Annotated in this window: 23 protein-coding genes and 3 tRNA genes; 20 read left to right on the top strand and 6 right to left on the bottom strand. The window is 53.7% G+C overall.

Annotated features, from left to right (window positions below; genetic code table 11):
- Together frdB and frdA are read right to left on the bottom strand one after the other, a co-directional pair.
- Nucleotides 1-735 (bottom strand): fumarate reductase iron-sulfur protein, encoded by a 735-nt coding sequence (gene frdB, locus ACQ0PY_RS21370; protein WP_042999170.1) that lies wholly within the window; start codon nt 733-735, stop codon nt 1-3.
- Nucleotides 728-2518, bottom strand: coding sequence for a fumarate reductase (quinol) flavoprotein subunit (frdA, locus tag ACQ0PY_RS21365; RefSeq protein ID WP_042999171.1), 1791 nt, complete (start codon nt 2516-2518; stop codon nt 728-730). Before frdA ends, frdB begins: the two co-directional genes overlap by 8 nt.
- Nucleotides 2519-2841: 323 nt before the next feature.
- Between frdA and epmA the strand changes: the two genes are divergently transcribed.
- The 5 genes from epmA to ACQ0PY_RS21340 all read left to right on the top strand — a co-directional run bounded on the left by epmA (nt 2842) and on the right by ACQ0PY_RS21340 (nt 6339).
- Entirely contained in the window at nt 2842-3819 is a 978-nt protein-coding gene (epmA, locus tag ACQ0PY_RS21360; protein ID WP_042999172.1) for an elongation factor P--(R)-beta-lysine ligase, read from the top strand.
- Nucleotides 3820-4244: 425 nt separating this feature from the next.
- A complete protein-coding gene (locus ACQ0PY_RS21355; RefSeq protein WP_446894178.1) occupies nt 4245-4586 on the top strand; it encodes a hypothetical protein in 342 nt (113 codons plus the stop codon).
- 21 nt (nt 4587-4607) lie between these two features.
- On the top strand, nt 4608-5576 hold the full coding sequence (locus tag ACQ0PY_RS21350) for an IS5-like element IS903B family transposase (protein WP_077910088.1): 969 nt from the start codon (nt 4608-4610) through the stop codon (nt 5574-5576).
- Between the two features lie 58 nt (nt 5577-5634).
- Nucleotides 5635-6024, top strand: a complete 390-nt coding sequence (locus tag ACQ0PY_RS21345) for a hypothetical protein (protein ID WP_446894177.1) — start codon at nt 5635-5637, stop codon at nt 6022-6024.
- A complete protein-coding gene (locus ACQ0PY_RS21340; protein WP_109739544.1) occupies nt 6025-6339 on the top strand; it encodes a YjeO family protein in 315 nt (104 codons plus the stop codon).
- A 58-nt stretch (nt 6340-6397) separates the two neighbouring features.
- Here the strand turns inward: ACQ0PY_RS21340 and mscM are convergent, their stop codons facing one another.
- The 3 genes from mscM to rsgA all read right to left on the bottom strand — a co-directional run bounded on the left by mscM (nt 6398) and on the right by rsgA (nt 11862).
- Nucleotides 6398-9724, bottom strand: coding sequence for a miniconductance mechanosensitive channel MscM (gene mscM, locus ACQ0PY_RS21335; RefSeq protein ID WP_042999174.1), 3327 nt, complete (start codon nt 9722-9724; stop codon nt 6398-6400).
- A gap of 18 nt (nt 9725-9742) precedes the next feature.
- Complete coding sequence (gene asd / locus ACQ0PY_RS21330) at nt 9743-10714, bottom strand: archaetidylserine decarboxylase (protein WP_044257238.1); 972 nt, start codon at nt 10712-10714, stop codon at nt 9743-9745.
- Nucleotides 10715-10809: 95 nt separating this feature from the next.
- Nucleotides 10810-11862: a small ribosomal subunit biogenesis GTPase RsgA gene (gene rsgA / locus ACQ0PY_RS21325; protein WP_044327158.1), complete on the bottom strand. Its 1053-nt coding sequence runs from the start codon at nt 11860-11862 to the stop codon at nt 10810-10812.
- A gap of 106 nt (nt 11863-11968) precedes the next feature.
- On the opposite strand from rsgA, the gene orn reads away from it, so the two are divergent.
- The 4 genes from orn to ACQ0PY_RS21305 all read left to right on the top strand — a co-directional run bounded on the left by orn (nt 11969) and on the right by ACQ0PY_RS21305 (nt 13257).
- Nucleotides 11969-12514, top strand: a complete 546-nt coding sequence (orn, locus tag ACQ0PY_RS21320) for an oligoribonuclease (RefSeq protein WP_042999177.1) — start codon at nt 11969-11971, stop codon at nt 12512-12514.
- Between the two features lie 353 nt (nt 12515-12867).
- A tRNA-Gly gene (locus ACQ0PY_RS21315) sits at nt 12868-12943 on the top strand.
- 81 nt (nt 12944-13024) lie between these two features.
- A tRNA-Gly gene (locus ACQ0PY_RS21310) sits at nt 13025-13100 on the top strand.
- 81 nt (nt 13101-13181) lie between these two features.
- A tRNA-Gly gene (locus ACQ0PY_RS21305) sits at nt 13182-13257 on the top strand.
- Nucleotides 13258-13526: 269 nt separating this feature from the next.
- On the opposite strand, the gene queG is transcribed toward ACQ0PY_RS21305, so the two are convergent.
- Nucleotides 13527-14666, bottom strand: a complete 1140-nt coding sequence (queG, locus tag ACQ0PY_RS21300) for a tRNA epoxyqueuosine(34) reductase QueG (protein ID WP_042999178.1) — start codon at nt 14664-14666, stop codon at nt 13527-13529.
- Here queG and nnr point away from each other — a divergent pair.
- The 11 genes from nnr to purA all read left to right on the top strand — a co-directional run bounded on the left by nnr (nt 14665) and on the right by purA (nt 26697).
- Entirely contained in the window at nt 14665-16212 is a 1548-nt protein-coding gene (nnr, locus tag ACQ0PY_RS21295; protein ID WP_044265695.1) for a bifunctional ADP-dependent NAD(P)H-hydrate dehydratase/NAD(P)H-hydrate epimerase, read from the top strand. The two genes, queG and nnr, sit on opposite strands and share 2 nt — an antisense overlap.
- The gene (gene tsaE / locus ACQ0PY_RS21290; RefSeq protein ID WP_042999180.1) at nt 16184-16645 is read left to right on the top strand and encodes a tRNA (adenosine(37)-N6)-threonylcarbamoyltransferase complex ATPase subunit type 1 TsaE; all 462 of its coding nucleotides are present in this window, start codon (nt 16184-16186) and stop codon (nt 16643-16645) included. The genes nnr and tsaE overlap by 29 nt, the downstream gene beginning before the upstream one ends.
- Nucleotides 16646-16661: 16 nt before the next feature.
- Nucleotides 16662-17993 carry an N-acetylmuramoyl-L-alanine amidase AmiB gene (gene amiB, locus ACQ0PY_RS21285; RefSeq protein WP_109739543.1) on the top strand — a complete coding sequence of 444 codons (1332 nt, stop codon included), beginning with the start codon at nt 16662-16664 and terminating at the stop codon, nt 17991-17993.
- A 9-nt stretch (nt 17994-18002) separates the two neighbouring features.
- Entirely contained in the window at nt 18003-19868 is a 1866-nt protein-coding gene (gene mutL, locus ACQ0PY_RS21280; protein WP_109739542.1) for a DNA mismatch repair endonuclease MutL, read from the top strand.
- Entirely contained in the window at nt 19861-20811 is a 951-nt protein-coding gene (gene miaA, locus ACQ0PY_RS21275) for a tRNA (adenosine(37)-N6)-dimethylallyltransferase MiaA (protein WP_109739541.1), read from the top strand. The genes mutL and miaA overlap by 8 nt, the downstream gene beginning before the upstream one ends.
- An 83-nt stretch (nt 20812-20894) precedes the next feature.
- Complete coding sequence (hfq, locus tag ACQ0PY_RS21270) at nt 20895-21203, top strand: RNA chaperone Hfq (protein ID WP_061069555.1); 309 nt, start codon at nt 20895-20897, stop codon at nt 21201-21203.
- Between the two features lie 74 nt (nt 21204-21277).
- Complete coding sequence (hflX, locus tag ACQ0PY_RS21265; protein ID WP_042321426.1) at nt 21278-22558, top strand: ribosome rescue GTPase HflX; 1281 nt, start codon at nt 21278-21280, stop codon at nt 22556-22558.
- A 189-nt stretch (nt 22559-22747) separates the two neighbouring features.
- Nucleotides 22748-24004 carry an FtsH protease activity modulator HflK gene (gene hflK / locus ACQ0PY_RS21260; RefSeq protein WP_042999185.1) on the top strand — a complete coding sequence of 419 codons (1257 nt, stop codon included), beginning with the start codon at nt 22748-22750 and terminating at the stop codon, nt 24002-24004.
- Nucleotides 24005-24006: 2 nt separating this feature from the next.
- Nucleotides 24007-25011, top strand: coding sequence for a protease modulator HflC (hflC, locus tag ACQ0PY_RS21255; protein ID WP_042321433.1), 1005 nt, complete (start codon nt 24007-24009; stop codon nt 25009-25011).
- An 86-nt stretch (nt 25012-25097) separates the two neighbouring features.
- On the top strand, nt 25098-25295 hold the full coding sequence (locus tag ACQ0PY_RS21250) for a DUF2065 domain-containing protein (protein ID WP_042321436.1): 198 nt from the start codon (nt 25098-25100) through the stop codon (nt 25293-25295).
- 103 nt (nt 25296-25398) lie between these two features.
- Entirely contained in the window at nt 25399-26697 is a 1299-nt protein-coding gene (gene purA / locus ACQ0PY_RS21245) for an adenylosuccinate synthase (protein ID WP_042321439.1), read from the top strand.
- Nucleotides 26698-26781 lie beyond the last annotated feature (84 nt).

Below are 26781 nucleotides of genomic sequence, written 5' to 3'. Positions count from 1 at the left end.
TTAGCGTGGTTTCAGGGTAGCGATAAGAAAGTCTTTCGAGCTTTCTACTTTACCCTGCTGAATGGCAGCCGCCGGATCGACGTGCTTCGGACAAACTTCGGAGCAGTAGCCCACGAAAGTACAGGTCCATACGCCGTTCGGGCTGTTCAACTGTGCCATACGCTCCTTCTTACCGTGGTCGCGGCTATCTTCGTTGTAACGATGCGCCAGGGTAATTGCAGCCGGTCCGATGAACTCAGGGTTCAGGCCGAACTGCGGACATGCGGCATAGCACAGACCACAGTTGATGCAACCAGAGAACTGGTGATACTTCGCCATCTGCGCCGGGCTCTGGATATTTGGTCCCTGATCCGGCGTACGCGGGTTACCGATGATGTACGGCTTAATTGCTTCCAGACTTTCGATAAAGTGCGTCATATCGACGACCAGATCGCGCTCAATCGGGAAGTTACCCAGCGCTTCCACCTTAATACCGTTGGTGTAATCACGCAGGAAGGTTTTGCATGCCAGTTTCGGCACATTGTTGACCATCATGCCGCAGGAGCCGCAGATCGCCATACGGCAGGACCAGCGATAGCTGAGGTCTGGTGCCAGGTTATCTTTGATGTAGCCCAGCGCGTCCAGCAGTGACGTGGTTTCATCATAAGGCACTTCATAGAAAGCACTGTGCGGCGCGGTGTCGGTCTCAGGGTTATAGCGCACCACCTCAACTTTCAGGTTTTTCATCTCAGCCATTAGCCTTCTCCTTCTTATCGGCTGCTTCCGCTTCGCCACCGTAAACACGTTTTGCCGGCGGCAGCGTGGTGATTTTCACGTCGCTATAGTCGAGGCGAGTCGTGCCATCAGCATCGCGGAAGGCGAGAGTATGTTTGAGGAAGTTGACGTCGTCACGTTCGGTGCAACCTTCGTCCAGACGTTGGTGTGCGCCGCGTGATTCCTTACGCGCCAGCGCGGAATGCGCCATACACTCAGCGACGTTCAGGCCGTGACCCAGCTCGATGGTGTACAGCAGATCGGTATTGAATACGCTGGAGGTGTCGGTGATGCGAACGCGCTTGAAGCGCTCCTGCAGTTCGGCCAGCTTATCCACGGTTTTCTGCATGAGTTCCGGTGTACGGTAAATACCGCAACCTTCTTCCATCGAAAGCCCCATTTCGTCGCGGATCTTCGACCAGTTCTCGTTACCTTCCTGGTTGACCAGGTCTTTCAGACGTTGTTCAACGCCAGCAACCTGTGCGTCAAGGGCGGCGTCGTTAGCAGTGCCCGCCGTTGCTGCACGCTCCATCGCCTGCTCGCCTGCCAGACGACCAAAGACCACCAGCTCAGCCAGAGAGTTAGAGCCCAGACGGTTCGCGCCGTGCAGACCCACAGAAGAACATTCGCCGACGGCAAACAGACCTTTGATGCGGGTTTCGCAGTTCTGATCGGTTTCGATACCGCCCATGGTGTAGTGCGCGGTCGGACGCACCGGAATCGGTTCTTTCACTGGATCGACGCCCACATAGGCTTTCGCCAGTTCACAGATGAACGGCAGACGTTCCAGCAGTTTCTTCTCGCCCAGATGACGCAGGTCGAGATGTACAACATCGCCACGCGGCGTGGAGATGGTGTTGCCTTTACGCCATTCGTGCCAGAAAGCCTGAGAAACTTTGTCGCGCGGACCGAGTTCCATATATTTGTTTTTCGGCTCGCCCAGCGGAGTTTCCGGACCCATGCCGTAATCCTGCAGATAACGGTAGCCGTTTTTGTTGACCAGAATACCGCCTTCACCACGACAGCCTTCCGTCATCAGAATACCGGAGCCCGGCAGACCGGTCGGGTGATACTGAACAAATTCCATGTCACGCAGTGGAACGCCGTGGCTCAGCGCCATGCCCATGCCGTCACCGGTCACGATGCCGCCGTTGGTGTTATAGCGATACACACGGCCTGCGCCGCCTGTCGCCATTACTACCGCGTTAGCACGAATCTGTACCAGCGTGCCTTCCATCATGTTCATCGCCACCAGGCCGCGAGCATGACCATCATCGACCAGGATATCCAGGACGAAGTGTTCGTCAAAGCGTTGGATCTGCGGGAACTGCAGAGAAGTCTGGAACAGGGTATGCAGCATATGGAAGCCGGTTTTATCCGCAGCAAACCAGGTACGCTCAATTTTCATCCCGCCAAAGCGACGAACGTTGACGCTGCCGTCTTCGCGACGACTCCACGGGCAGCCCCATTGTTCCAGTTGGGTCATTTCGGTAGGACAGTGGTGGACAAAATAATCCACGACATCCTGTTCACACAGCCAGTCTCCGCCCGCTACCGTATCGTGAAAATGGTAGTCGAAGCTGTCATGATCCTGGGCGACAGCAGCTGAGCCCCCTTCAGCAGCCACGGTGTGACTGCGCATTGGGTACACTTTTGAAATCAGTGCGATTTTTGCATTAGGATTTGCCTGCGCTGCGGCAATTGCAGCGCGTAATCCCGCGCCACCGGCGCCTATAATGGCAAGATCGGCTTGAAAGGTTTGCACGACATTCCTCCAGATTATTGTAATTTCGCCACCACATATTTCGGGTAAACCCCCTGAAACAGGTGGGGTGCGAATGCGTTTCCACTGCTCCTTTATAGGTACAACAGTATAGTCTCTGCGATGAGTGGGAAATTTGACGTGTTCGATTTTTTTAGCGTGTCAGAGGCCGGAATTATCAGTGATCTTGATTAATTTAATTACTAAACCATCGCTTTACGGTTTTTTAACTCTTCAGCCGTGTCGGAGTATTCCTGAGCAAAATTTGTTTCATTGCCGCGTTACGAGTAGACTTCGTGCCCTTGTCTTAAACTGGAGAAAGAACCATGAGCGAAACGGCAACCTGGCAGCCGAGCGCGTCCATACCTAACCTGTTAAAACGCGCGGCAATTATGACGGAAATTCGTCGTTTCTTTGCCGATCGCGGCGTGCTGGAGGTTGAGACGCCCTGCATGAGCCAGGCGACGGTCACAGACATTCATCTGTTCCCGTTCGAAACGCGTTTCGTCGGCCCCGGTCACTCTCAAGGGATGAACCTCTATTTAATGACCAGCCCGGAATATCACATGAAGCGTCTGCTGGTGGCAGGGTGTGGTCCGGTCTTTCAGCTGTGCCGTAGCTTCCGTAATGAAGAGATGGGGCGTCATCACAACCCCGAATTTACTATGCTCGAGTGGTATCGTCCCCATTACGACATGTACCGGTTGATGAACGAAGTGGATGATTTGCTGCAGCAGGTGCTGGAATGCCCGGCGGCGGAGAGCCTCTCTTATCAGCAAGCGTTCCAGCGTCATCTGGAGATTGATCCGCTGTCTGCGGATAAAACGCAGCTGCGTGAAGTTGCCGCAAAGCTGGATTTAAGCAACATTGCCGATACGGAAGAAGATCGCGATACCTTACTGCAACTGCTGTTTGCGATGGGCGTTGAACCGCACATTGGTAAAGAGAAACCGACGTTTGTGTATCACTTCCCGGCAAGCCAGGCATCACTGGCGCAGATCAGTACGGAAGATCACCGTGTAGCGGAACGTTTCGAGGTCTACTTCAAAGGTATTGAGCTGGCGAATGGTTTCCATGAGTTGACGGATGCGCGTGAACAGCAGCAACGTTTTGAACAGGATAACCGTAAGCGTGCCGCGCGCGGACTGCCGCAGCAGCCGATCGATAACAATCTGATTGAGGCGTTGAAAGTTGGCATGCCGGACTGTTCTGGCGTCGCACTGGGTGTGGATCGTCTGGTGATGCTGGCGCTGGGCGCTGAAAGCCTCGCGGAAGTGATCGCGTTTACTGTTGATCGCGCATAACTTGTTAAATCAAAAAAGCAAAGCGGCGTGTTTTTTCTCGCCGCTTTAAAGAATGCTTTTCAGTTAATATTTAACGCCCACATTTTATTTTTGTAACTTCTACCTTAAGGTTTCAACGTTAAGTCGCTGTAGATGGTTAGTATGAACGACTTCATCATATATTTATTTTGCACGAGATATTTATTTAACCATTAGATGGATATTAATTGCAGAAGCTATATTTTTCTTTATATATAACGCGCTGTGTGAATATATAAACGGCATTATATATTTTATTGTTTTTATAGATGGCTTGAATTTTTTATTGGAATAATATTGTGTTAGGCTGACATGCGTTTTTATAATTGTGATGTCTATCCCATCCTGAGCAGTGACGAAAGAGTTATTGTCTTTTCAATAGTGAGGTCTATCATGGGATTGTTATCGTGATCAGTTCGCCTCCTTTTTGTGATATTGATGAATACGTTTTCCCTCATTGGAATGGTTGGGATTTTTTCCGTTGGTATGCGTTGCCTACTAATTGGCATTTTATGACAGGAAAAGCATATCTTTGGTATTACAAAACAGCCTGGTTAGTACATCATCGGAATAAAATTAAACAATATGCTTATGAAGCGCGAATACCTGAATTACTCCTTGCGGGTGTTGCGGTTGCTGAAGTAGGGGGAACTCCGGAGAGATTCAAAGGTGTTGGCGTTCTGCAATTCAGACAAGTAATTGAAGAGATCCTGGGAAAGAACAACAATGAGTTGTCCAGGCTTTGTTGAATAAATCGAACTTTTGCTGAGTTGAAGGATCAGATCACGTATCTTCCCGACAACGCAGACCGTTCCGTGGCAAAGCAAAAGTTCAAAATCACCAACTGGCCCACCTACAATAAAGCCCTCATCAACCGTGGCTCCATAACTTTCTGGCTGGATGATGAAGCTATTCAGGCCTGGTATGAGTCAGCAACACCTTCTTCACGAGGCAGACCTCAGCGCTATTCTGACCTTGCCATCACGACTGTGCTGGTCATTAAACGCGTATTCAGGCTGACCCTGCGCGCTGCGCAGGGTTTTATTGATTCCATTTTTACACTGATGAATGTTCCGTTGCGCTGCCCGGATTACACCAGTGTCAGCAGGCGCGCAAAGTCGGTTAATGTCAGTTTCAAAACGTTCACCCGAGGTGAAATCGCGCATCTGGTGATTGATTCCACCGGGCTGAAGGTCTTTGGTGAAGGCGAATGGAAAGTCAAAAAACATGGCCAGGAACGCCGTCGTATATGGCGAAAGTTGCATCTGGCAGTTGACAGCAACACACATGAAATCATCTGTGCAGACCTGTCGCTGAACAATGTGACGGACTCAGAAGCCTTCCCGGGTCTTATCCGGCAGACTCACAGAAAAATCAGGGCAGCAGCGGCAGACGGCGCTTACGACACCCGGCTCTGTCACGATGAACTGCGGCGTAAGAAAATCAGCGCGCTTATCCCTCCCCGAAAAGGTGCAGGTTACTGGCCCGGTGAATATGCAGACCGTAACCGTGCAGTGGCTAATCAGCGAATGACCGGGAGTAATGCGCGGTGGAAATGGACAACAGATTACAACCGTCGCTCGATAGCGGAAACGGCGATGTACCGGGTAAAACAGCTGTTCGGGGGTTCACTGACGCTGCGTGACTACGATGGTCAGGTTGCGGAGGCTATGGCCCTGGTACGAGCGCTGAACAAAATGACGAAAGCAGGTATGCCTGAAAGCGTGCGTATTGCCTGAAAACACAACCCGCTACGGGGGAGACTTACCCGAAATCTGATTTATTCAACAAAGCCAGTTGTCCAATGCAACATCTATTGGTTCTATCGCGATCCAGATAGGCGTCGCTGCCAGAACAATCGGTATTCACCCAAACACGCTTTCGCATTTTCAGCAATTTAAGTTATCACAATGCTTACTCGATGACAGTTTTAACATTCGTGTTGTAGCATTCCATTTACATGACCTTATTCTCTATGATAATCCAGATACTGATACTCTTCACCTGACTGATGAGCAAATTATATTAGCGGGGTCCAGGTATAATCGCGGACTTATACGGGCCAAAGAAGATATTATTCTCTCGATTAGAAAATCACCGGGCTCTGCAGAACGTGAATATAGTGAATGTGGCCGACGAATTATGGAAAAGAAAGATATTCTACAAAAGATTTTGCGAGGAAATTAAATGAACTGGAAAGCTTTTGTTTTGAATTTTATAGGAGGCATGATTTGTATTTTATTGATAACCATGTTATCAACGCAAAGTAAGGAATGGTTTATCGATGGAAGGGGAATTAAAAACATCTGTGATGTCATGATGTATATTGAAAATGACGACATTGGCGCAGCTGGAATGATAATAACACTACCTCTCTTTATCCCTTTCCTCTATGTGATTATATGGAAAAAACATCGCAGTATTTGGCAATATTTTGTTGTGTTAACTCTGCTGAGTTTTTGGTTATGGCGTTTTATTATTCGATATCATTTATGCCTCTAAAAAGTAGAGATTGGCTGATGGAATACAACCAACCTCTGCTGATACACGTACAAACGATTTACAAACTCCCCGCCGGACGACTTCTTCTGCCGGCAGAACTGAGCGTTTTTCCTGTTTGTCGGCCATTCAAACTTTCCAGACGCATCTGGAATGGCGGGAACGGCATATCGATACCGTGCTCGCGGAAGCCTGCCAGAATCAACTGGTGGATTTCATGGCGCAGTGGCATTCGATGACCCATCTCGGCGGCATAGATACGCAGTTCGAAGATCTGAATCCCCTGTTGTAAGTCCACAAGGAAGACTTCTGGCGCCGGGTTATCGATGACTAACGAGCAGCGGTGTGCGGCGGTTAGCAGGATTTGCGTCACCTCTTCGCTGTTCACATCGGATGGGGCCGGAATGGTCAGCACCACGCGTGTCACGGAATCAGACAGCGACCAGTTGATGAACTGCTCGGTGATAAACGCTTTGTTCGGCACGATGATCTCTTTGCGGTCCCAGTCGCTGATGGTCGTCGCGCGGGTATTGATCTTCGTTACGCTGCCTGTCAGATCACGAATGGTCACGGTGTCACCAATACGAATCGGCTTTTCAAACAGGATGATCAGGCCGGAGATAAAGTTGGCGAAAATTTCCTGCAAACCAAAGCCCAGACCGACGCCGAGTGCCGCCACCAGCCATTGCAGTTTCGCCCACTCAATCCCGATCATCGAGAAGCCCACCAGACCGCCAATTAACATCAGCAGGTACTTGGTGATGGTGGTAATGGCATAGCCGGTACCCGGCGTGAGATCGAGGTGTTGTAGCAACGCCAGCTCGAGAAGCGCAGGCAGATTACGCACCAGTTGGGTGGTGATGATAAACACCAGAATCGCGATCAGCACCGCGCCCAGCGTAATGGGTTCTAAACTTTCAACCCCTTGCACCGTCGAGGTGACGTCCCACAGCGAGATGTTTTCGAGGAAGCCGAATGCGGAGTGAATTTCCGACCACAGCACAATGACCGACAGCAGGGCGATCAGCATCAGGATGGAGCGCACCAGACGGAGCGACTGGGCGCTGATAGCATCAAGATCGACTTCGCTCTCATCAACGTCGATGGTCCCTTCCAGACTGGTTGAATGAGCCGGCTCTTCTTCGCCACGGGCGCGCTGGGCCAGCATTTCCGCACGGCGGTGCTTGGCACGGTCAAAGGCCAGTCTGCGACGCTGAATCAGCATCCAGCGGCGAATGACGTGATAAATCACCAACAGCAGGAACCAGATGGCGACGGAGGTTTCCAGTCGTGCCAGCAGCGCCTGCGACGTTGCCAGATAACCCACGGCGGCAGCCAATATCGCCACCACCGGCGCGCCTATCATCAGGTTCCACAACATGCTGTTCACGATATTGTCGCCGCTGCCCTCTTTATCGAGATAGAGCGGAATGCCGGCTTTCTTGAGGCTCAGGGTAACCAGCGCCAGCGCGCCGCAAATCAGCATAAAGCACAGACGACCGAGCGAGCCGGAGAACTCCCGATCGTTCAGGTTATCAAACATGATGAGCGCCATGATTAGCGGTACGATAAGCCCGATGCTCATCAGGTAATAACGCATCGCACGTGACACGCGTTCGCGTGGCCAGCCAAAGTGGGCGATAAACAGGCCATTGGGCCGGGCAAATGTCGCGCAAATCATCACGACCCACAGCAGCGGCACCGTCGCCGTGACGCCATCGCCTATCGCGACGGCAAGCGGATAAGGCCAGGCCTCGCGCAGTCCGTATCCCAGCGTCATCCACAGTACTGGCAGCGGCGAGGCCACCAGTATCGACCAGAACACGGTACGCAGCGTCAGCCAGAAGTGATCCTGCGTCACCTTGCCCACTCGGGCGGCAGAACGCTCCAGAAAACGGGTAAAGTGGCGACGCGAGTAAATGCTGAACCCGACCAGAATCAACGCGCCAAACAGCGGCAGCAGGGTATCTCTGCTGGTCAGCATCATCACGCTGGCCTGACCTAACTGGCTGAAGGTGTCGAGTGAAATCAGCCGACGCAGATCCTGCACGATATCTATCGGCCAGGAGAATGACATTGGGCGAACGTCTGAGGTCCAGAACAGATAGCGGTGGGTCGCTTCGTTCACCTCTTTCAACGCATCTTCAAGCTGGCTATTGGAGACCTTCAGCTTGGTCAGTTCGAGGATCAGCGTGTCGCCGCCCTGTAACAGCGAATTCAGCAGCTCACGTTGGGTGCGCAGTTGCGCCTCAAGAATACGGTTTTGTTCGGCAGTGAGCGGCTGCCCGTCCGCCTGATGGAGCTGGCGCAGCTGAGGCTGCTTATTGAGCTGATCTTCATAGCGCAGACGCTGGACGCGCAGTTGCGCCATTTCAGTATCCAACTGCTGGGGTTTGGGCATTTCCGGCAGACGTGCCACCTGGGCGCGTAACGCTTCACCCAACAGGTTAGACGAGCCTAACCATTGCGACTGTTCACGCAGCGTCGTCAACGCCTGACGTACCTGCTGAGTCTGGCTGGCGGCCTGACGTTGCTGAGAGGCGACGAGATCCATGCGCTGCGCTTGCTGATTCAGCGCGGCTGACAGTTCCCGGTTCACTTTGAACTGGGCGACAATATCCGGCGGTAAATCAGCGCTGTTCTCCGCCAGTAACTCGGTACTTTCCAGCGCCCGTTCGGCTTCACGCTGGCGCTGGCTGTTGAGCTGATTGCGCAGTGCCTGTAAATACGCATCCAGTTGCTGGCTCTGTTTTTCCGCCAGTTCCGAGCGCATACGAGCCAGTTCCTGACGGTTGTTGGCCGACAACTGCGCCAGCTCCAGCTCATCAACCAGCGCTTTCAGGCGAGCGGATTCAGCCTGCATGCTGAAATTTTGCGCCTGGTTGAGCGGGGTGTTGCCGGTGGCGCTGCCAATACGGCGTTCAATTTCGTTGAGCTGTCGGCGGGCATCGGTTTGCTGCTGAGGCAGTTGGCTTAATGAGTCGGCAATCTCACGGGCGCGTTCCTGCTCCTGCTGGGCCTGACGGCTTTTTTCCAGCAACTGGCTACTGACCTGGAGAATTTCCTGATTCAGCGCATCAGTCGTCATGCCCGGCGATACGCTGCGGGGTTCATCGCGCAGATTGGTTAACTGCGCGCGCAGGCTGGCGGACATTTTCGGGAAATTATCGATAACCTGCTGATATTGCTGTGCGCGTTCGAGAGAACCTTTACGTTCCTCGAGTGCGTTCAACGCAGACTGAAGGGCTTCAACAACATCAGGCTGAGCAGGCTTTGCGGATTTCGCCTGCTCCAGTTCCTGAGTGATTTGTTTGGCGTCGGGGGCGGTTGCAGCGTACGCCCCCTGGCTGAGGCACCAGGCCATCAGAAACGCGATAATCAGGCGCACAGCAACGTCCTTCTACTATTAGGTTTCGTCTTTCTTATCGTCGACCAGCGGACTGGCGTCGTGTTCAGCTTTGATCTCTTCATCTGGCAGTGGTGCAGGCTCGGCGTCGACTGGCACAACGAATGTCTCTGTGGAGATCGCCAGCGGCTGACCAATTTTGGTCACAGAGAGGCTCTCAAGCTGCTCGACCAGATTCACTTTACCTGGCGCAAACAGGTTGATCACCGTGGAGCCCAGTTTAAAGCGACCCATTTCCTGACCCTTCAGCAGCGCCACGGAGCCTTCGCTTTCTCCGGCAGGCCAGGTCCAGCGTTTGATCACGCCCTCGCGCGGCGGCGTGATGGTTCCCGCCCAGACGGTTTCGATACTGCCAACAATCGTAGCACCGACCAGAATTTGCGCCATTGGGCCAAACTCCGTATCGAACAGGCAGATAACACGCTCATTACGGGCAAACAGGTTTGGAACGTTCTGGGCCGTCAGATGATTAACCGAGAACAGATCGCCCGGAACATAAATCATCTCACGCAGAATGCCGTTACATGGCATGTGCACGCGGTGGTAATCACGCGGTGACAGATAGGTGGTCACAAACGACCCGTTACGGAAAAGATCCGCCATCAGGTAGTTACCAGCCAGCAGGGCTTCCAGGCTGTAGTTGTGGCCTTTGGCCTGCAGGATCTTATCTTCTTCGATAGCGCCTAACTGGCTGATGACACCGTCAGCCGGCATGACCAGTACGTTCGGATCGGTATTCAACGGGCGAACGTCGTCACGCAGTGGGCGGACAAAGAAATCATTGAATGAGCGGTAGCTGGCGGTATCTGGCTTCTGCGCTTCTTTCATATCGACCTTGTAGTACTTCACGAACAGATCGATAACCAGCTTAGTCAGCCATCCCGCTCGTTTGCTCGCGCCCCAGCCCGCCAGGCGAGTGAGCCATAGTTTCGGCAGAATGTATTGTAGCGAAAGTTTAAATGAGTTTAACAAGGTAGCCTCCAGGCTATTGTTTTATCGTTCCTGACCCGGCGTTGATGCCGGATCCTGAAAAAGGGGGACGATTCTAGCGATGCTTAGCTTAGTTGTCAGTCATCGGTATCAGAAAAGTTTTTACGCGTTTTTACCTGCGACATGCTTTCGAGAATACGGTGATAATTTTCGAAACGGGTTTCCGCAATTTTCCCGTCCTCTACGGCGGCACGAATGGCGCAGCCTGGGTCAGTGTCGTGCTTACAGTCACGATATTTGCACAGCCCCAGATAGTCATGAAATTCGACAAAGCCATGGGTGATTTGTTCCGGCTCCAGGTGCCACAGGCCGAATTCACGCACGCCAGGGGAGTCGATGACGTCGCCGCCATGTGGGAAGTGGTAGAGGCGGGCTGCGGTGGTAGTGTGCTGTCCCAGACCGGAGTTGTCAGAGACATCGTTGGTGAGAATGGCTTCCTGCAGACCGAGCAATGCGTTGAGCAGGCTGGATTTGCCAACGCCGGACTGACCGGCAAAGATGCTGATGCGCCCGGTCAACGCTTCTTCCAGCGGTTTCAGACCATCCTGAGTGTGGCTGGAGACCATCAGCACGCGATAACCGATATGACGATAGATATCCATCTGCTCATTCACAAACGCCATGCTTTCGTCATCCAGCAGATCGATTTTGTTGAGCACGATGATCGGCTCAACCTGCAATGTCTCACAGGCCACCAGATACCTGTCGATAATATTGAGTGACAGCTCCGGTAAAATCGCGGAGACAATGACAATCTGGTCGATATTGGCGGCAATGGGTTTTACGCCATCGTAGAAGTCCGGGCGCGTCAATACCGAGGTACGTTCATGCACCGCCTCGACGATGCCTTTGACGTTGACCCCTTCCGCAGCCGCTTTGCCGGGACGCCAGACCACACGGTCGCCGGTCACTAGCGAGCGTATCGTCCGGCGAATGTTGCAGCGGTGAATTTCACCGTCGGCAGATTCGACGTCGGCATGCATGCCAAAACGGCTAATGACGATCCCTTCAGCGGTCTCGCCAAACAGGTTGTCATCGTAGTCTGGCTTCTCCTTAGACGTTTTAAGACGACGCTGGTGATTAGCGTTCACGCGGCGCTGTTGGCCTTTGGAGAGTTTATTTTTACTCAATCGTACTGGCTCCTGGTCGCCCATGTTGGGCAAAACATCTATGATACACACAATTCTAGTTGAGAGTAGTCACACAGAATGTGACGTATGAGGGGTGGAAAATAGCATGAGTGCCAATGAAAACAACTTGATTTGGATTGATCTGGAGATGACCGGTCTGGATCCCGAGCGCGATCGCATAATTGAAATCGCCACACTGGTCACCGATGCCAACCTGAATATTCTGGCTGAAGGGCCAACGATTGCTGTTCATCAGTCTGATGAACAGCTGGCACTGATGGATGACTGGAACGTGCGTACCCATACCGGGAGCGGGCTGGTGGAGCGAGTGAAGGCGAGCACAATGGGTGAACGTGAAGCGGAACTGGCGACGATTGAATTTTTGCAAGCGTGGGTGCCAGCGGGTAAGTCGCCAATCTGCGGGAACAGCATCGGACAGGATCGCCGTTTTTTGTTTAAGTACATGCCAGAACTGGAAGCGTATTTCCATTACCGCTACCTGGATGTCAGCACGCTGAAAGAGCTGGCTCGTCGCTGGAAACCCGAAATTCTGGACGGTTTGAGCAAGGAAGGAACGCACAAGGCGATGGATGATATCCGCGAGTCGGTGGCGGAACTGGCTTACTATCGTGAGAATTTTATTAAGCTTTAAAAGGTGGCTATGCCGGGTGGCGGCTTTACCTTACCCGGCCTACAGTTTACATCCGGGAAGCTTGCGTATACCGAAGATTGCCGCTAAATTACTCGCTTTGCTGATAAAATCGTCACTCAAACGAAATTCACAAAAAATTGCGTTTGAAGGGGTTGCAGGAGAAAGGATTTCTCGTATAATGCGCCTCCCGTAACGACAGAGAATTATGCGTTACGGCAGCAACAAATTTTAATCAAAGCATTTCATGTTGCAGCAAGGCGGCAACTGAGCGAATCCACAAGAGCTTACTTAAGTAAGTGACTGTGGTGAGTAAAGGCAGCCAACACAGCAGCAACATGAAAGACGAAGATTAAGCGGGAATAGCTCAGTTGGTAGAGCACGACCTTGCCAAGGTCGGGGTCGCGAGTTCGAGTCTCGTTTCCCGCTCCAAAATTTGAAAGTGCTTCTTAGCACAGACCACCCAATCGCAGAATTTCGAAGTGCGACAGCAGTTTGAAAGACGAAGATTAAGCGGGAATAGCTCAGTTGGTAGAGCACGACCTTGCCAAGGTCGGGGTCGCGAGTTCGAGTCTCGTTTCCCGCTCCAAAATTTGAAAGTGCTTCTTAGCACAGACCACCCAATCGCAGGATTTCGAATTGCGGCAGCAGTTTGAAAGACGAAGATTAAGCGGGAATAGCTCAGTTGGTAGAGCACGACCTTGCCAAGGTCGGGGTCGCGAGTTCGAGTCTCGTTTCCCGCTCCAAATTCTTATCTCCAGAAAATCAACCACAGTGCGTTTATGCGTTGGGGTCGTTTCGTTTTGTATCTGTCATACTCTTGTGAACAGAGTTATCCACAGCTTCGGATTTTTCTACGGAATATTCAAATACTTCGCTAAGTGAATAGTTTCTTTATAACTATCTGAAATCAAAGTTTAAATTAAGATTACAAATTGTTAATGCGATCACTTGACGATTTTTTCGTTCTTGAATAGCAATGTGTTTTTATTTTTATGCACAGCCTGTGGACGATTCAGGCGTCCCGTGGAAGTCCCTTTTCGATAGCATTAACCAGTCGCCTTTGCTTTGGTGATTGCACCTCGATCACGTCGGCGTTTCGCTTCGCGATCTGCTGCGCGACGGCCCACTCAATGTGTTCATCAAGAAGTGGGTGCTCACCCCGGCGGCTTTCCAGTGCGGAAAGGGCGGCGTCACTCCAGGGCGCATTACCGAGTGCTACCGCAATATTACGCAGCCAGCGCAGATGACCAATACGACGAATGGCTGACCCTTCTGTGACTTTTAAAAACCAGGCTTCATTTCTGGCGAACAGCTCTATCAACTCGGGCGCATGAAGCGGCTTACGGGGACTGAAATCGTCTTCGTCAGTCAGCTGCGAGTAGCGATTCCATGGGCAAATCAACTGGCAGTCATCACAACCGTAGATCCGGTTGCCCATCAATGGTCGCAGTGCTTCAGGGATTACGCCTTCCAGTTCGATGGTGAGGTAGGAGATGCAACGACGCGCATCCACCGTGTAGGGGGCGATAATCGCCCCGGTCGGACAGGTGGTGATGCAGGCGACGCACTTTCCGCATCCTTCCTCCACGGGAGCATCAACCGGCAGGGGCAAATCAATCAGTAACTCACCAAGAAAGAAAAACGACCCGGCCTCACGGTTGAGGATTAGTGAGTGCTTACCTGTCCATCCCAGACCGGCTTTTTCTGCCAGCGGGCGCTCAAGTATGGGCGCAGAGTCGACAAAAGGTCTAAAATTCAGCGAGACACAGTGCTGCTGAATCCTCTCACCCAGCTTTTTGAGGCGGTTGCGTAAAAGCTTATGGTAGTCGCGGCCCAGGGCATAGCGACTGATGTAACCCTGCGAGGGATTTTTCAGCGTCCGGGCAAACGCGGCGTGGGCGGGAAGATAGTTCATGCGCACGCTGATGACGCGAAGTGTGCCAGGCAGTAGCTCATGAGGACGCGCGCGCATCATGCCGTGGCGCGCCATCCAGTCCATTTCGCCGTGGTATTGTTTGTCCAGCCACGCCTGCAGTTTGGGTTCGGACTCGCTCAGGTCAGTATCGGTAATACCGACCTGCTGAAAGCCCAGTTCCAGCCCCCACTGCTTAATATTTTGCGCTAACTGATTGAGATTGAGGGGCTCTGACATGACGGACCATACAATGAAGAAAAACCCCATCAGTATACCACACTCCATCTGGCCCGCCGATGACATCAAACGGCTGGAGCGAGAAGCTGCTGACACGCTGGGGCTCACGTTGTTCGAACTGATGTTGCGAGCGGGCGAGGCGGTGTTTGACGTGGCGCGCGAGTCCCGGCCTTATGCCCGGCGCTGGTTGGTGCTCTGCGGTCACGGTAACAATGGTGGCGATGGCTATGTGGTGGCGAGGCTGGCGAAAGCAGCAGGGATTCTGGTCACCCTGGTAGCGCTGGAAAGCGATAAGCCGCTGCCCGAGGAGGCCGCACAGGCGCGGGAAGCCTGGCTGAATGCAGGAGGCGTGATCCATTCCCCGGCGATTGCCTGGCCGGAAAATATCGACCTGATTATTGATGCGCTTCTGGGGATCGGGTTAACCCAGGCGCCGCGCGATCCGTTGTCTGAATTAATCGAACGGGCAAACGCCCACCCTGCGCCTGTTGTCTCAATAGACATTCCTTCCGGGTTGCTGGCACAAACGGGCGCGACGCCCGGTGCGGTCATCCGGGCCGAACGCACGGTCACCTTTATCGTCCTGAAACCCGGTCTGCTGACGGGGAAAGCCCGGGATGTGACCGGGCGCCTTCATTTTAATTCGCTGGGACTGGACGACTGGCTGACAGGGCAGGACGCGCCGATTCAACGCTTTGACGCCTCACAACTTGCGCACTGGCTCTCTCCGCGTCGTGCAACGTCGCATAAAGGCGATCACGGTCGACTGGTGGTGATCGGCGGCGATCACGGCACGGCGGGAGCGATTCGACTGGCCGGTGAAGCGGCGCTGCGCGCCGGAGCGGGGCTGGTACGCGTGCTAACGCGCAGCGAAAATATCGCCCCGCTGCTGACCGCTCGTCCCGAACTGATGGTGCATGAACTGACGCCGCAGTCCCTTGATGAAAGCCTCGCATGGGCGGATGTCATCATCATTGGCCCTGGGCTCGGGCAGGCGGAGTGGGGGAAGAAAGCGCTGCAAAAAGTCGAGAATTTCCGTAAACCGATGGTCTGGGACGCCGATGCGTTGAACCTGCTGGCAATCAATCCCGATAAACGTCACAATCGCGTCATCACACCGCATCCGGGAGAAGCCGCGCGGTTACTGGGGTGTTCTGTCGCAGAAATTGAAAGTGATCGCTTACATTCTGCACAGCGTCTGGTAAAACGTTACGGAGGCGTTGCGGTGTTGAAAGGGGCGGGAACGGTGGTTGCCGCACAACCGGAGGCGTTGGGAATTGCTGATGTCGGCAACGCAGGCATGGCCAGCGGCGGCATGGGCGATGTGCTTTCCGGTATTATTGGCGCATTGCTCGGACAGAAGTTTACCCCGTATGATGCAGCCTGTGCTGGCTGCGTGGCTCACGGTGCGGCGGCCGATGTTCTGGCGGCGCGTGCCGGTATGCGCGGCATGTTGGCAACCGATCTTTTTTCCACGCTACAGCGTATTGTTAACCCTGATGTGATTGACGTTTATCATGATGAATCGAGTAATTCCGCTACCTGACGAACAGGCAACATTAGACCTGGGACAACGGGTAGCCAAGGCCTGCAACGGCGCGACCGTGATCTATCTCTACGGTGATTTAGGCGCGGGTAAAACCACCTTTAGTCGGGGATTCCTGCAGGCGTTAGGCCATTCCGGTAATGTAAAAAGTCCAACCTATACGCTGGTCGAACCCTATTCTCTCGATAACCTGATGGTCTATCACTTCGATCTGTATCGTCTTGCCGATCCCGAGGAGCTCGAATTTATGGGGATCCGCGATTATTTTGCCAACGATGCCATTTGCCTGGTGGAATGGCCACAACAGGGTAAAGGTGTACTCCCGGACCCGGATGTCGAAATACACATAGATTACCAGGCGCAAGGTCGTGAGGCGCGCATCCGTGCTGTCTCCTCATCAGGTGATTCGTTGCTGGCGCGTTTAGCCGGTTAACCTTAAAGGTGGCGGGATGATTTATCGTATCAGAAATGGGTTGGTGGCCATGCTGGTTCTGCTGTGCGCGCAGGCCGGAGCCGCCAGCCTCTCCGACATCCAGGTCTCCAACGGCGATCGACAGGCGCGTATTACGCTCAGTTTTATTGGCGATCCCGATTATGCCTTTTCCCATGAAGGCAAACGTACCGTTGCGCTGGATATTAAGCAAACGGGGGTCATTCAGGGGCTTCCGCTGATGTTTAGCGGTAATAACCTGGTGAAGACCATTCGTTCCGGCACGGCGAAAGATCCACAGTCACTACGACTGATGGTGGATTTAACCGAAAACGGGAAAACCGAGGCGGTAAAACGGCAGAGTGGCGGAAACTACACGGTAGTCTTTACCATTAACGCCGATACGCCTCCGCCACCTCCCCCCGCTCCAGTCGTTGCTAAACGCGTCGAAACGCCGGTGGTGGCGCCGCGTCCGACTGAACCTGCGCGAAATCCGTTTAACACCAGCAACGATCGCACTACCGCCGTGATCAGCAGCAATACGGCGACGCGCCCGGCGGCCAGAGCGACATCCAGCAATGGTGACAAAGTGGTGATCGCCATTGATGCCGGGCACGGTGGGCAGGATCCCGGCGCGATCGGCCCCGGCGGTACGCGAGAGAAAAATGTCACTATCGCGGTGGCCCGTAAACTGCGCACGCTGCTTAATGATGATCCGATGTTTAAAGGCGTGTTAACCCGTGACGGGGATTATTTTATCTCTGTGATGGGGCGCTCTGACGTGGCGCGTAAGCAAAACGCCAACTTCCTGGTGTCGATTCACGCCGATGCCGCGCCCAACCGCAGCGCTACGGGTGCCTCCGTGTGGGTGCTGTCGAACCGGCGCGCCAACAGCGAAATGGCGAACTGGCTTGAAGAACATGAAAAACAGTCGGAGCTGCTGGGTGGTGCGGGGGATGTGCTGGCAAACAGTCAGGCCGATCCGTACCTAAGCCAGGCGGTGCTGGATTTGCAGTTCGGCCATTCCCAACGCGTAGGGTATGATGTGGCAACCAACATGTTAGGCCAGCTCGAACGGATTGGGTCACTGCATAAACGGCGGCCTGAACATGCCAGCCTGGGCGTTCTGCGCTCGCCAGATATTCCCTCGGTGCTGGTGGAAACCGGGTTTATCAGTAATCACAGTGAAGAACGTCTGTTGGCGAGCGATGCGTATCAGCAACAACTGGCCGATGCGATTTACAAAGGGCTGCGTAACTACTTCCAGGCGCATCCGATGCAGTCGGCTCCGCAGGGAAGTGCGGCGCAAACCGCGAGCGCCGCTACGCCGGGTGAGTCGTTGATCAACTAAGGAATTTGCATGCCGATTCAGGTGTTACCGCCACAACTGGCGAACCAGATTGCCGCAGGTGAGGTGGTTGAGCGACCTGCATCGGTGGTCAAAGAGCTGGTGGAAAACAGCCTTGATGCCGGGTCAACGCGCATCGATATTGATATCGAGCGCGGCGGCGCGAAGCTGATCCGTATCCGTGACAATGGTTGCGGGATCAGGAAAGACGAACTGGCGCTGGCGCTGGCGCGGCACGCCACCAGTAAAATTGCCTCTCTTGACGATCTGGAAGCGATCATTAGCCTGGGTTTTCGCGGCGAAGCGCTGGCGAGTATCAGCTCGGTATCTCGCCTGACTCTCACGTCACGCACCGCAGAGCAACAGGAAGCCTGGCAAGCCTACGCCGAAGGGCGCGACATGGAGGTAACAGTCAAACCGGCCGCGCATCCGGTAGGCACCACGCTGGAAGTCCTCGATCTGTTCTACAACACCCCGGCCCGGCGCAAGTTTATGCGCACCGAGAAAACCGAATTCAATCATATTGACGAGATCATCCGGCGCATTGCGCTGGCGCGTTTTGATGTGACGATCAATTTGTCGCACAACGGCAAAATGGTACGTCAGTACCGCGCGGTGGCGAAAGAGGGGCCGCAAGAGCGTCGTCTGGGCGCCATTTGTGGTACGCCGTTTCTTGAGCATGCGCTGGCGATTGAGTGGCAGCATGGCGATCTGACCTTACGCGGCTGGGTCGCCGATCCCAATCACACCACGACGGCGCTGGCGGAAATACAGTACTGCTACGTCAACGGACGCATGATGCGCGACAGGTTGATCAACCACGCCATTCGTCAGGCCTGTGAAGATAAGCTGGGCGCCGATCAACAGCCCGCATTTGTGCTGTACCTTGAGATTGACCCGCATCAGGTGGATGTCAACGTGCACCCGGCCAAGCATGAAGTGCGTTTTCATCAGTCGCGCCTGGTCCATGACTTTATCTACCAGGGCGTGCTGAGCGTGCTGCAACAGCAGCTTGAATCGCCATTGCCGCTGGAAGCAGAAGGCGAACCCGCGCCCCGGCACGTTCCGGAAAACCGTGTGGCCGCAGGGCGTAACCATTTTGCTGAGCCGGCGCAGGCCCGCGAACCTACGGCACCGCGCTACGCTTCCACACCGACAGCGGGCAGCAGCGCGCCGCGCCCAACGGCGGCAAGCTGGCCGCATGCCCAACCGGGCTACCAAAAACAGCAGGGCGAAGTGTATCGCCAGCTCCTGCAAACGCCGACACCTGCGACAAAATTATCGCCTGCGCCGGAGCCAGCTGTGTCAGCACTGTCGGGACACTGTCAGAGCTTTGGCCGTGTGCTCACGATTGTGGGCAACGACTGCGCGTTGCTGGAGCGCGAAGGGAATATTCACCTGCTGGCGCTGCCCGTGGCAGAACGCTGGCTGCGTCAGGCGCAGCTTTCGCCGGGAGAGGGGCAGGTTTGCGCTCAGCCGTTGCTGATCCCGCTGCGGCTAAAAGTCTCTGCAGAGGAAAAGGCTGCGCTGGAAAATGCGCAGGGCGCACTGGTGGAATTGGGGATTGAATTTCAGGCAGATGCCCAGCATGTGACCATTCGGGCGGTGCCTTTACCCTTACGCCAACAAAATTTACAAATCTTGATTCCTGAACTGATAGGCTACCTGACGCAACAGTCAGCGCGTGAACCTGGTAATCTGGCGCAGTGGATTGCGCGTAATTTGATGAGTGAGCATACGCAGTGGACAATGGCTCAGGCCATTACCCTGTTGGCTGATGTGGAGCGGCTTTGCCCGCAGCTCGTGAAGGCGCCGCCGGGTGGTCTGTTACAACCTGTTGATTTACATACGGCGATGAATGCCCTGAAACATGAGTGATATCAGTAAGGCGAGCCTGCCAAAGGCAATTTTTGTGATGGGGCCTACGGCCTCGGGTAAAACGGCGCTAGCGATTGAATTGCGTAAAGTTTTGCCAGTAGAGTTGATAAGCGTCGATTCCGCCCTTATTTACAAAGGGATGGATATCGGGACGGCAAAGCCGGACGCTGAAGAGTTAAAGGTGGCTCCGCACCGATTGCTGGATATTCGCGATCCGTCGCAGGCGTATTCTGCTGCGGATTTCCGCCGCGATGCGTTGGCGGAGATGAGCGAGATCACTGCGGCGGGGCGTATTCCGCTGTTAGTGGGCGGTACGATGTTGTATTTCAAGGCATTGCTGGAAGGTCTTTCGCCGTTACCGTCGGCAGACCCGCAGGTCAGGGCCAGAATTGAGCAACAGGCGGCAGAGCAAGGGTGGGATGCGTTGCACCAACAGCTTCAGACAATCGATCCGGTTGCGGCTGCGCGTATTCATCCAAATGATCCGCAAAGACTTTCCCGGGCACTGGAAGTTTTTTTCATTTCGGGTAAAACTTTAACGGAACTGACGCAAACGTCAGGTGATGCTTTACCGTACCAGGTGCATCAGTTTGCCATCGCCCCAGCGAGCCGTGAGCTGTTGCATCAACGCATCGAGCAGCGTTTTCATCAGATGTTGGCTTCAGGATTTGAAGCAGAAGTTCGGGCGCTTTTTGCCCGTGGAGATTTGCATACGGACTTGCCTTCCATTCGTTGTGTGGGATACCGCCAGATGTGGTCATACCTTGAAGGCGAAATATCATACGATGAAATGGTTTATAGAGGTGTTTGCGCCACGAGGCAGTTGGCAAAGCGCCAGGTAACCTGGTTACGCGGTTGGGAAGGAGTGCACTGGCTTGACAGTGAGAAACCTGAGCAGGCGCGGAACGAAGTATTACAGGTTGTTGGTGCTATCGCGAACTGAATGTGTACAATTAAGGCGTATCGTGCGCAATTTTCAGAATCGAAAGATTCAAAGTACAAATAAGCATATAAGGAAAAGAGAGAATGGCTAAGGGGCAATCTTTACAAGATCCGTTCCTGAACGCACTGCGTCGGGAACGTGTTCCAGTTTCTATTTATTTGGTGAATGGTATTAAGCTGCAAGGTCAAATCGAGTCTTTTGATCAGTTTGTGATCCTGTTGAAAAACACGGTCAGTCAGATGGTTTATAAGCACGCGATTTCTACTGTTGTCCCGTCTCGCCCGGTTTCTCATCATAGTAACAATGCCGGTGGCGGTACCAGCAGTAACTATCATCACGGTAGCGGCGCGCAGGGTTCTGCGGCGCAACAGGACAGCGAAGAGACCGAATAAGGTTTTTGGCTGTTTTACACACGGGGAGCCAGAATTTCTGCGTTCCCCGCTGATCTATATCGAGGGGTTGACGCTTGTTTGACCGTTATGACGCCGGTGAGCAGGCGGTACTGGTACACATCTATTTTTCGCAAGACAAAGATATGGAAGACCTCCAGGAGTTTGAATCTCTGGTCTCTTCCGCCGGTGTCGAAGCAATGCAGGTGATTACCGGTAGCCGTAAAGCACCGCACCCGAAGTACTTTGTTGGTGAAGGTAAAGCCGTTGAAATTGCGGAAGCCGTAAAAGCGACAGGCGCTGCCGTCGTATTATTCGATCATGCATTGAGTCCGGCCCAGGAACGTAACCTGGAGCGCCTGTGTGAGTGTCGTGTTATCGACCGCACTGGCCTTATCTTAGATATTTTTGCGCAGCGTGCACGTACCCATGAGGGGAAATTGCAGGTTGAACTGGCGCAGTTGCGCCATCTGGCTACGCGTCTTGTCCGTGGCTGGACCCACCTTGAAAGACAGAAAGGCGGGATTGGTTTGCGCGGTCCGGGTGAAACCCAACTCGAAACCGACCGCCGTTTATTGCGAAACCGTATATTGCAGATCCAGTCGCGCCTGGAAAAAGTTGAAAAGCAACGTGAGCAGGGGCGACAGTCGCGCATTAAGGCGGATGTCCCGACCGTCTCGCTGGTGGGATATACTAACGCCGGAAAATCCACCCTTTTCAATCAGATAACCGAAGCCAGGGTCTATGCGGCAGATCAACTGTTTGCGACCCTGGATCCGACGCTGCGTCGCATTGACGTGGCGGATGTCGGGGAGACCGTGCTGGCGGATACCGTTGGGTTTATCCGTCATCTTCCGCACGATCTGGTTGCGGCGTTTAAAGCGACCCTCCAGGAAACGCGTCAGGCGACACTGTTGCTGCATGTGGTTGATGCAGCGGATGTGCGCGTGCAGGAAAACATCGACGCAGTGGATACGGTTCTCGAAGAGATCGATGCTCACGAGATCCCGTCCCTGATGGTGATGAACAAGATCGATATGCTGGATGACTTTGAACCGCGTATCGACCGGGATGAAGAGAACAAACCGATTCGTGTCTGGCTTTCCGCGCAGACAGGGGTTGGGATACCACAGCTTTTTCAGGCTTTGACGGAGCGACTTTCCGGCGAGGTGGCGCAGCATACGTTGCGTTTGCCGCCGCAGGAAGGGCGTCTGAGAAGCCGTTTTTATCAGCTTCAGGCAATAGAAAAAGAGTGGATGGAGGATGACGGTAGCGTAAGTCTGCAAGTTCGCCTGCCGATCGTTGACTGGCGTCGCCTCTGTAAACAAGAACCGGCTTTGGAAGACTATGTTGTCTGATCTGACGGATATGGCCTGAAGATTTTTTCGCCTCTGTACCTTGTGGAGGTTGAGCGGCAGGAAGGCGGCAAGTCCTGAAATTCTCTGGAGCATAGTCAACTATGTGACGGGAGCTGAGGGATGTAGCCAACGCATCTGCCGCGCAAAAAACACAGGTATAGCATCGCATAACAAATATGGAGCACAAACATGGCGTGGAATCAGCCCGGTAATAACGGACAAGACCGCGACCCGTGGGGAAGCAGCAAACCAGGCGGCAACTCTGAGGGAAATGGAAACAAAGGTGGTCGCGAGCAGGGGCCACCTGATCTCGATGACATCTTTCGCAAGCTGAGTAAAAAACTCGGTGGACTGGGAGGCGGTAAAGGTACCGGCTCTGGCGGCGGAAGCTCATCGCAAGGCCCGCGCCCGCATCTGGGCGGACGTGTCGTCTCCATCGCGGCGGCAGCTATCGTCATTATCTGGGCGGCGAGCGGTTTCTACACCATCAAAGAAGCAGAGCGCGGCGTGGTGACACGCTTTGGTAAGTTCAGCCATCTGGTTGAACCGGGCCTGAACTGGAAGCCGACGTTTATCGACGAGGTGACGCCGGTGAACGTGGAAGCCGTCCGCGAACTGGCCGCTTCCGGTGTGATGCTGACGTCAGATGAGAACGTGGTGCGCGTTGAGATGAACGTGCAGTACCGCATCACCGATCCGCAAAAATATCTGTTTAGCGTAACCAGCGCGGATGACAGTCTGCGTCAGGCGACCGACAGCGCCCTGCGCGGCGTGATCGGTAAATACACCATGGACCGTATCCTGACCGAAGGGCGTACCGTTATTCGTAGCGATACCCAGCGTGAACTGGAAGAGACCATTCGTCCCTATAACATGGGTATTACCCTGCTGGACGTCAACTTCCAGGCTGCACGTCCGCCGGAAGAGGTGAAAGCGGCGTTTGACGATGCCATTGCTGCCCGTGAGAACGAACAGCAGTACATCCGTGAAGCGGAAGCGTATACCAACGAAGTTCAGCCGCGTGCGAACGGTCAGGCACAGCGTATCCTTGAAGAGGCGCGTGCTTACAGAACGCAAACCATCCTGGAAGCGCAGGGTGAAGTGGCGCGCTTTGCGAAAATCCTTCCGGAATATAAAGCGGCGCCAGAGATTACCCGCGAGCGTCTGTATATCGAGACGATGGAAAAAGTGTTGAGCCATACCCGTAAAGTGTTGGTTAACGACAAAGGTGGCAATCTGATGGTTCTGCCATTGGATCAGATGCTGAAAGGCGCGAGCGCGCCGGCGGCAAAGAGCGATAGCGGTTCGAACCTGCTGCGTCTGCCCTCCACGTCTTCTTCCAGCAGCAGCGGAGCAAGCAACACCTCGTCCACCAGTCAGGGCGATATTATGGACCAACGCCGCGCTAACGCGCAGCGTAACGACTACCAGCGTCAGGGGGAATAACGATGCGTAAGTCAGTTATTGCGATTATCATCATCGTGCTGGTAGTGCTGTACACCTCAATTTTCGTGGTGAAAGAAGGCGAGCGCGGAATTAAGTTCCAGTTCAGCAGCGTCGTGCGTGATGCCGACAAAAAACCATTGATTTATGAGCCGGGTCTGCACTTTAAGGTACCGTTTATTCAGTCGGTGAAAATGCTCGACGCGCGTATCCAGACGATGGATAACCAGGCCGATCGCTTTGTCACCAAAGAGAAGAAAGACCTGATTGTTGACTCTTACATCAAATGGCGCATCAGCGATTTCAGCCGTTACTTCCTGGCGACGGGCGGCGGCGATATTTCTCAGGCTGAAGTTCTGTTGAAACGTAAGTTCTCTGACCGTTTGCGTTCTGAGATTGGTCGTCTGGATGTGAAAGACATTGTGACCGACTCCCGTGGTCGCCTGACCCTGGAAGTGCGTGACGCCCTGAACTCTGGCTCTGCCGGAACCGAAGACGAAGTGGCGACCCCGGCAGCGGATAACGCGATTGCCGAAGCCGCTGAACGTGTTCAGGCTGAAACCAACGGCAATGTGCCGGTGATCAACCCGAACAGTATGGCCGCATTGGGTATCGAAGTGGTCGACGTGCGGATCAAGCAGATCAACCTGCCGACCGAAGTGTCTGAAGCGATCTATAACCGTATGCGCGCTGAGCGTGAAGCGGTAGCGCGTCGTCACCGTTCACAAGGTCAGGAAGAAGCGGAAAAACTGCGCGCGACAGCCGACTATGAAGTGACCAAAACGCTGGCGGAAGCTGAGCGTCAGGGGCGTATCATGCGCGGTGAAGGGGATGCAGAAGCGGCGAAGCTGTTTGCCGATGCGTTCAGCCAGGATCCTGACTTCTACGCCTTTATTCGTAGCCTGCGTGCTTACGAGAAGAGCTTCGAAGGCAATCAGGATGTCATGGTCATGAGCCCGGACAGCGATTTCTTCCGCTACATGAAGACACCGAATACCGCAACGCGATAATATCGTCGCAACGGTTTTAGGTTAGACGCATAAAACCACCGCATCCCTGAGGATGCCGGTGGTTTTCTTTTTATAAAGGACGTCCGATGAACTCAACAATCTGGCTCGCGCTTGCGCTGGTTTTAGTGCTTGAAGGTTTAGGTCCGATGCTTTACCCGCGAGCATGGAAGAAGATGATTTCTGCCATGACGCAGTTGCCTGAAAATACTTTACGTCGTTTTGGTGGTGGACTTGTGGTTGCGGGCATTGTGGTCTACTACATGTTGAGGAAAACGATTGGCTGATCAAAAAACGTGCGAATTTAGCTAATTTTTGCATGCAAAAAGTGCTGTATATCTGAAAAAGCGATGGTAGAATCCATTTTTAAGCAAACGGTGATTTTGAAAAATGGGTAACAACGTCGTCGTACTGGGCACCCAATGGGGTGACGAAGGTAAAGGAAAGATCGTCGATCTTCTGACTGAACGGGCTAAATATGTTGTACGCTACCAGGGCGGTCACAACGCAGGCCATACTCTCGTAATCAACGGTGAAAAAACCGTCCTCCATCTTATTCCATCAGGTATTCTCCGCGAGAACGTCATCAGCATCATCGGTAACGGTGTTGTGCTGTCTCCGGCTGCGCTGATGAAAGAGATGAAAGGACTGGAAGATCGTGGTGTTCCTGTTCGCGAGCGTCTGCTGTTGTCTGAAGCATGCCCGCTGATTCTGGACTACCACGTTGCGCTGGATAACGCGCGTGAGAAAGCACGTGGCGCGAAAGCGATCGGGACTACCGGTCGTGGTATCGGGCCGGCTTACGAAGACAAAGTCGCCCGTCGCGGTCTGCGCGTTGGCGATCTATTCGACAAAGCCACCTTCGCTGAAAAGCTGAAAGAAGTGATGGAATATCACAACTTCCAGCTGGTTAACTTCTACAAAGTTGACGCGGTTGACTACCAGAAAGTGCTGGATGATGTGATGGCGATTGCCGACATCCTGACCTCTATGGTTGTTGATGTGTCCGATCTGCTGGACCAGGCGCGCAAGCGTGGCGATTTCGTCATGTTCGAAGGCGCGCAGGGTACGCTGCTGGACATTGACCACGGTACCTATCCGTACGTAACGTCCTCTAACACCACTGCGGGTGGCGTGGCAACAGGTTCTGGCCTGGGTCCGCGTTATGTGGATTACGTGCTGGGTATCATCAAAGCTTACTCCACGCGTGTGGGTGCGGGTCCGTTCCCGACTGAGCTGTTTGATGACATCGGTGAGTTCCTGTGCAAACAGGGTAACGAATACGGTGCTACCACGGGGCGTCGTCGTCGTACTGGCTGGCTGGACTCCGTTGCTGTGCGTCGTGCAGTACAGATCAACTCCCTGTCGGGCTTCTGCCTGACCAAACTGGACGTACTGGACGGTTTGAAAGAGGTGAAAATCTGTGTCGCTTATCGTATGCCGGATGGCCGTGAAGTGACCACAACACCGCTGGCGGCTGACGATTGGGAAGGTATCGAGCCGATTTACGAAACCATGCCGGGCTGGTCTGAGTCCACCTTCGGCGTGAAAGAGCGTAGCGGTTTGCCACAGGCAGCGCTGAACTACATTAAGCGTATCGAAGAACTGACCGGTGTACCGATTGATATTATTTCGACTGGCCCGGATCGTACTGAGACCATGATTCTGCGTGACCCGTTCGACGCATAATTTTGGTTCGTGGCGCAGTGCCTGATGGTGCTGCGCTTATCAGGCCTACAAAGTGTAGTTAGCCGGACAAGATGCCAGGCGTCG

This window comes from Citrobacter sp. LST-B2, assembly GCF_057983045.1.
The sequence above is the reverse complement of the archived record's forward strand: the minus strand, read 5'-3'. Positions and strand labels throughout refer to the sequence as shown.

What these genes read in the sequence shown, in the direction of transcription:
- frdB (WP_042999170.1), bottom strand. Translation starts at nt 735, where the DNA reads ATGGCTGAGATGAAAAACCTGAAAGTTGAGGTGGTGCGCTATAACCCT.
- queG (WP_042999178.1), bottom strand. Translation starts at nt 14,666, where the DNA reads ATGTCAGAGCCCCTCAATCTCAATCAGTTAGCGCAAAATATTAAGCAG.
- purA (WP_042321439.1), top strand. Translation starts at nt 25,399, where the DNA reads ATGGGTAACAACGTCGTCGTACTGGGCACCCAATGGGGTGACGAAGGT.
- hflK (WP_042999185.1), top strand. Translation starts at nt 22,748, where the DNA reads ATGGCGTGGAATCAGCCCGGTAATAACGGACAAGACCGCGACCCGTGG.
- miaA (WP_109739541.1), top strand. Translation starts at nt 19,861, where the DNA reads ATGAGTGATATCAGTAAGGCGAGCCTGCCAAAGGCAATTTTTGTGATG.
- nnr (WP_044265695.1), top strand. Translation starts at nt 14,665, where the DNA reads ATGACGGACCATACAATGAAGAAAAACCCCATCAGTATACCACACTCC.
- epmA (WP_042999172.1), top strand. Translation starts at nt 2,842, where the DNA reads ATGAGCGAAACGGCAACCTGGCAGCCGAGCGCGTCCATACCTAACCTG.
- hfq (WP_061069555.1), top strand. Translation starts at nt 20,895, where the DNA reads ATGGCTAAGGGGCAATCTTTACAAGATCCGTTCCTGAACGCACTGCGT.
- ACQ0PY_RS21250 (WP_042321436.1), top strand. Translation starts at nt 25,098, where the DNA reads ATGAACTCAACAATCTGGCTCGCGCTTGCGCTGGTTTTAGTGCTTGAA.
- ACQ0PY_RS21340 (WP_109739544.1), top strand. Translation starts at nt 6,025, where the DNA reads ATGAACTGGAAAGCTTTTGTTTTGAATTTTATAGGAGGCATGATTTGT.
- hflC (WP_042321433.1), top strand. Translation starts at nt 24,007, where the DNA reads ATGCGTAAGTCAGTTATTGCGATTATCATCATCGTGCTGGTAGTGCTG.
- tsaE (WP_042999180.1), top strand. Translation starts at nt 16,184, where the DNA reads ATGATGAATCGAGTAATTCCGCTACCTGACGAACAGGCAACATTAGAC.
- amiB (WP_109739543.1), top strand. Translation starts at nt 16,662, where the DNA reads ATGATTTATCGTATCAGAAATGGGTTGGTGGCCATGCTGGTTCTGCTG.
- mutL (WP_109739542.1), top strand. Translation starts at nt 18,003, where the DNA reads ATGCCGATTCAGGTGTTACCGCCACAACTGGCGAACCAGATTGCCGCA.
- orn (WP_042999177.1), top strand. Translation starts at nt 11,969, where the DNA reads ATGAGTGCCAATGAAAACAACTTGATTTGGATTGATCTGGAGATGACC.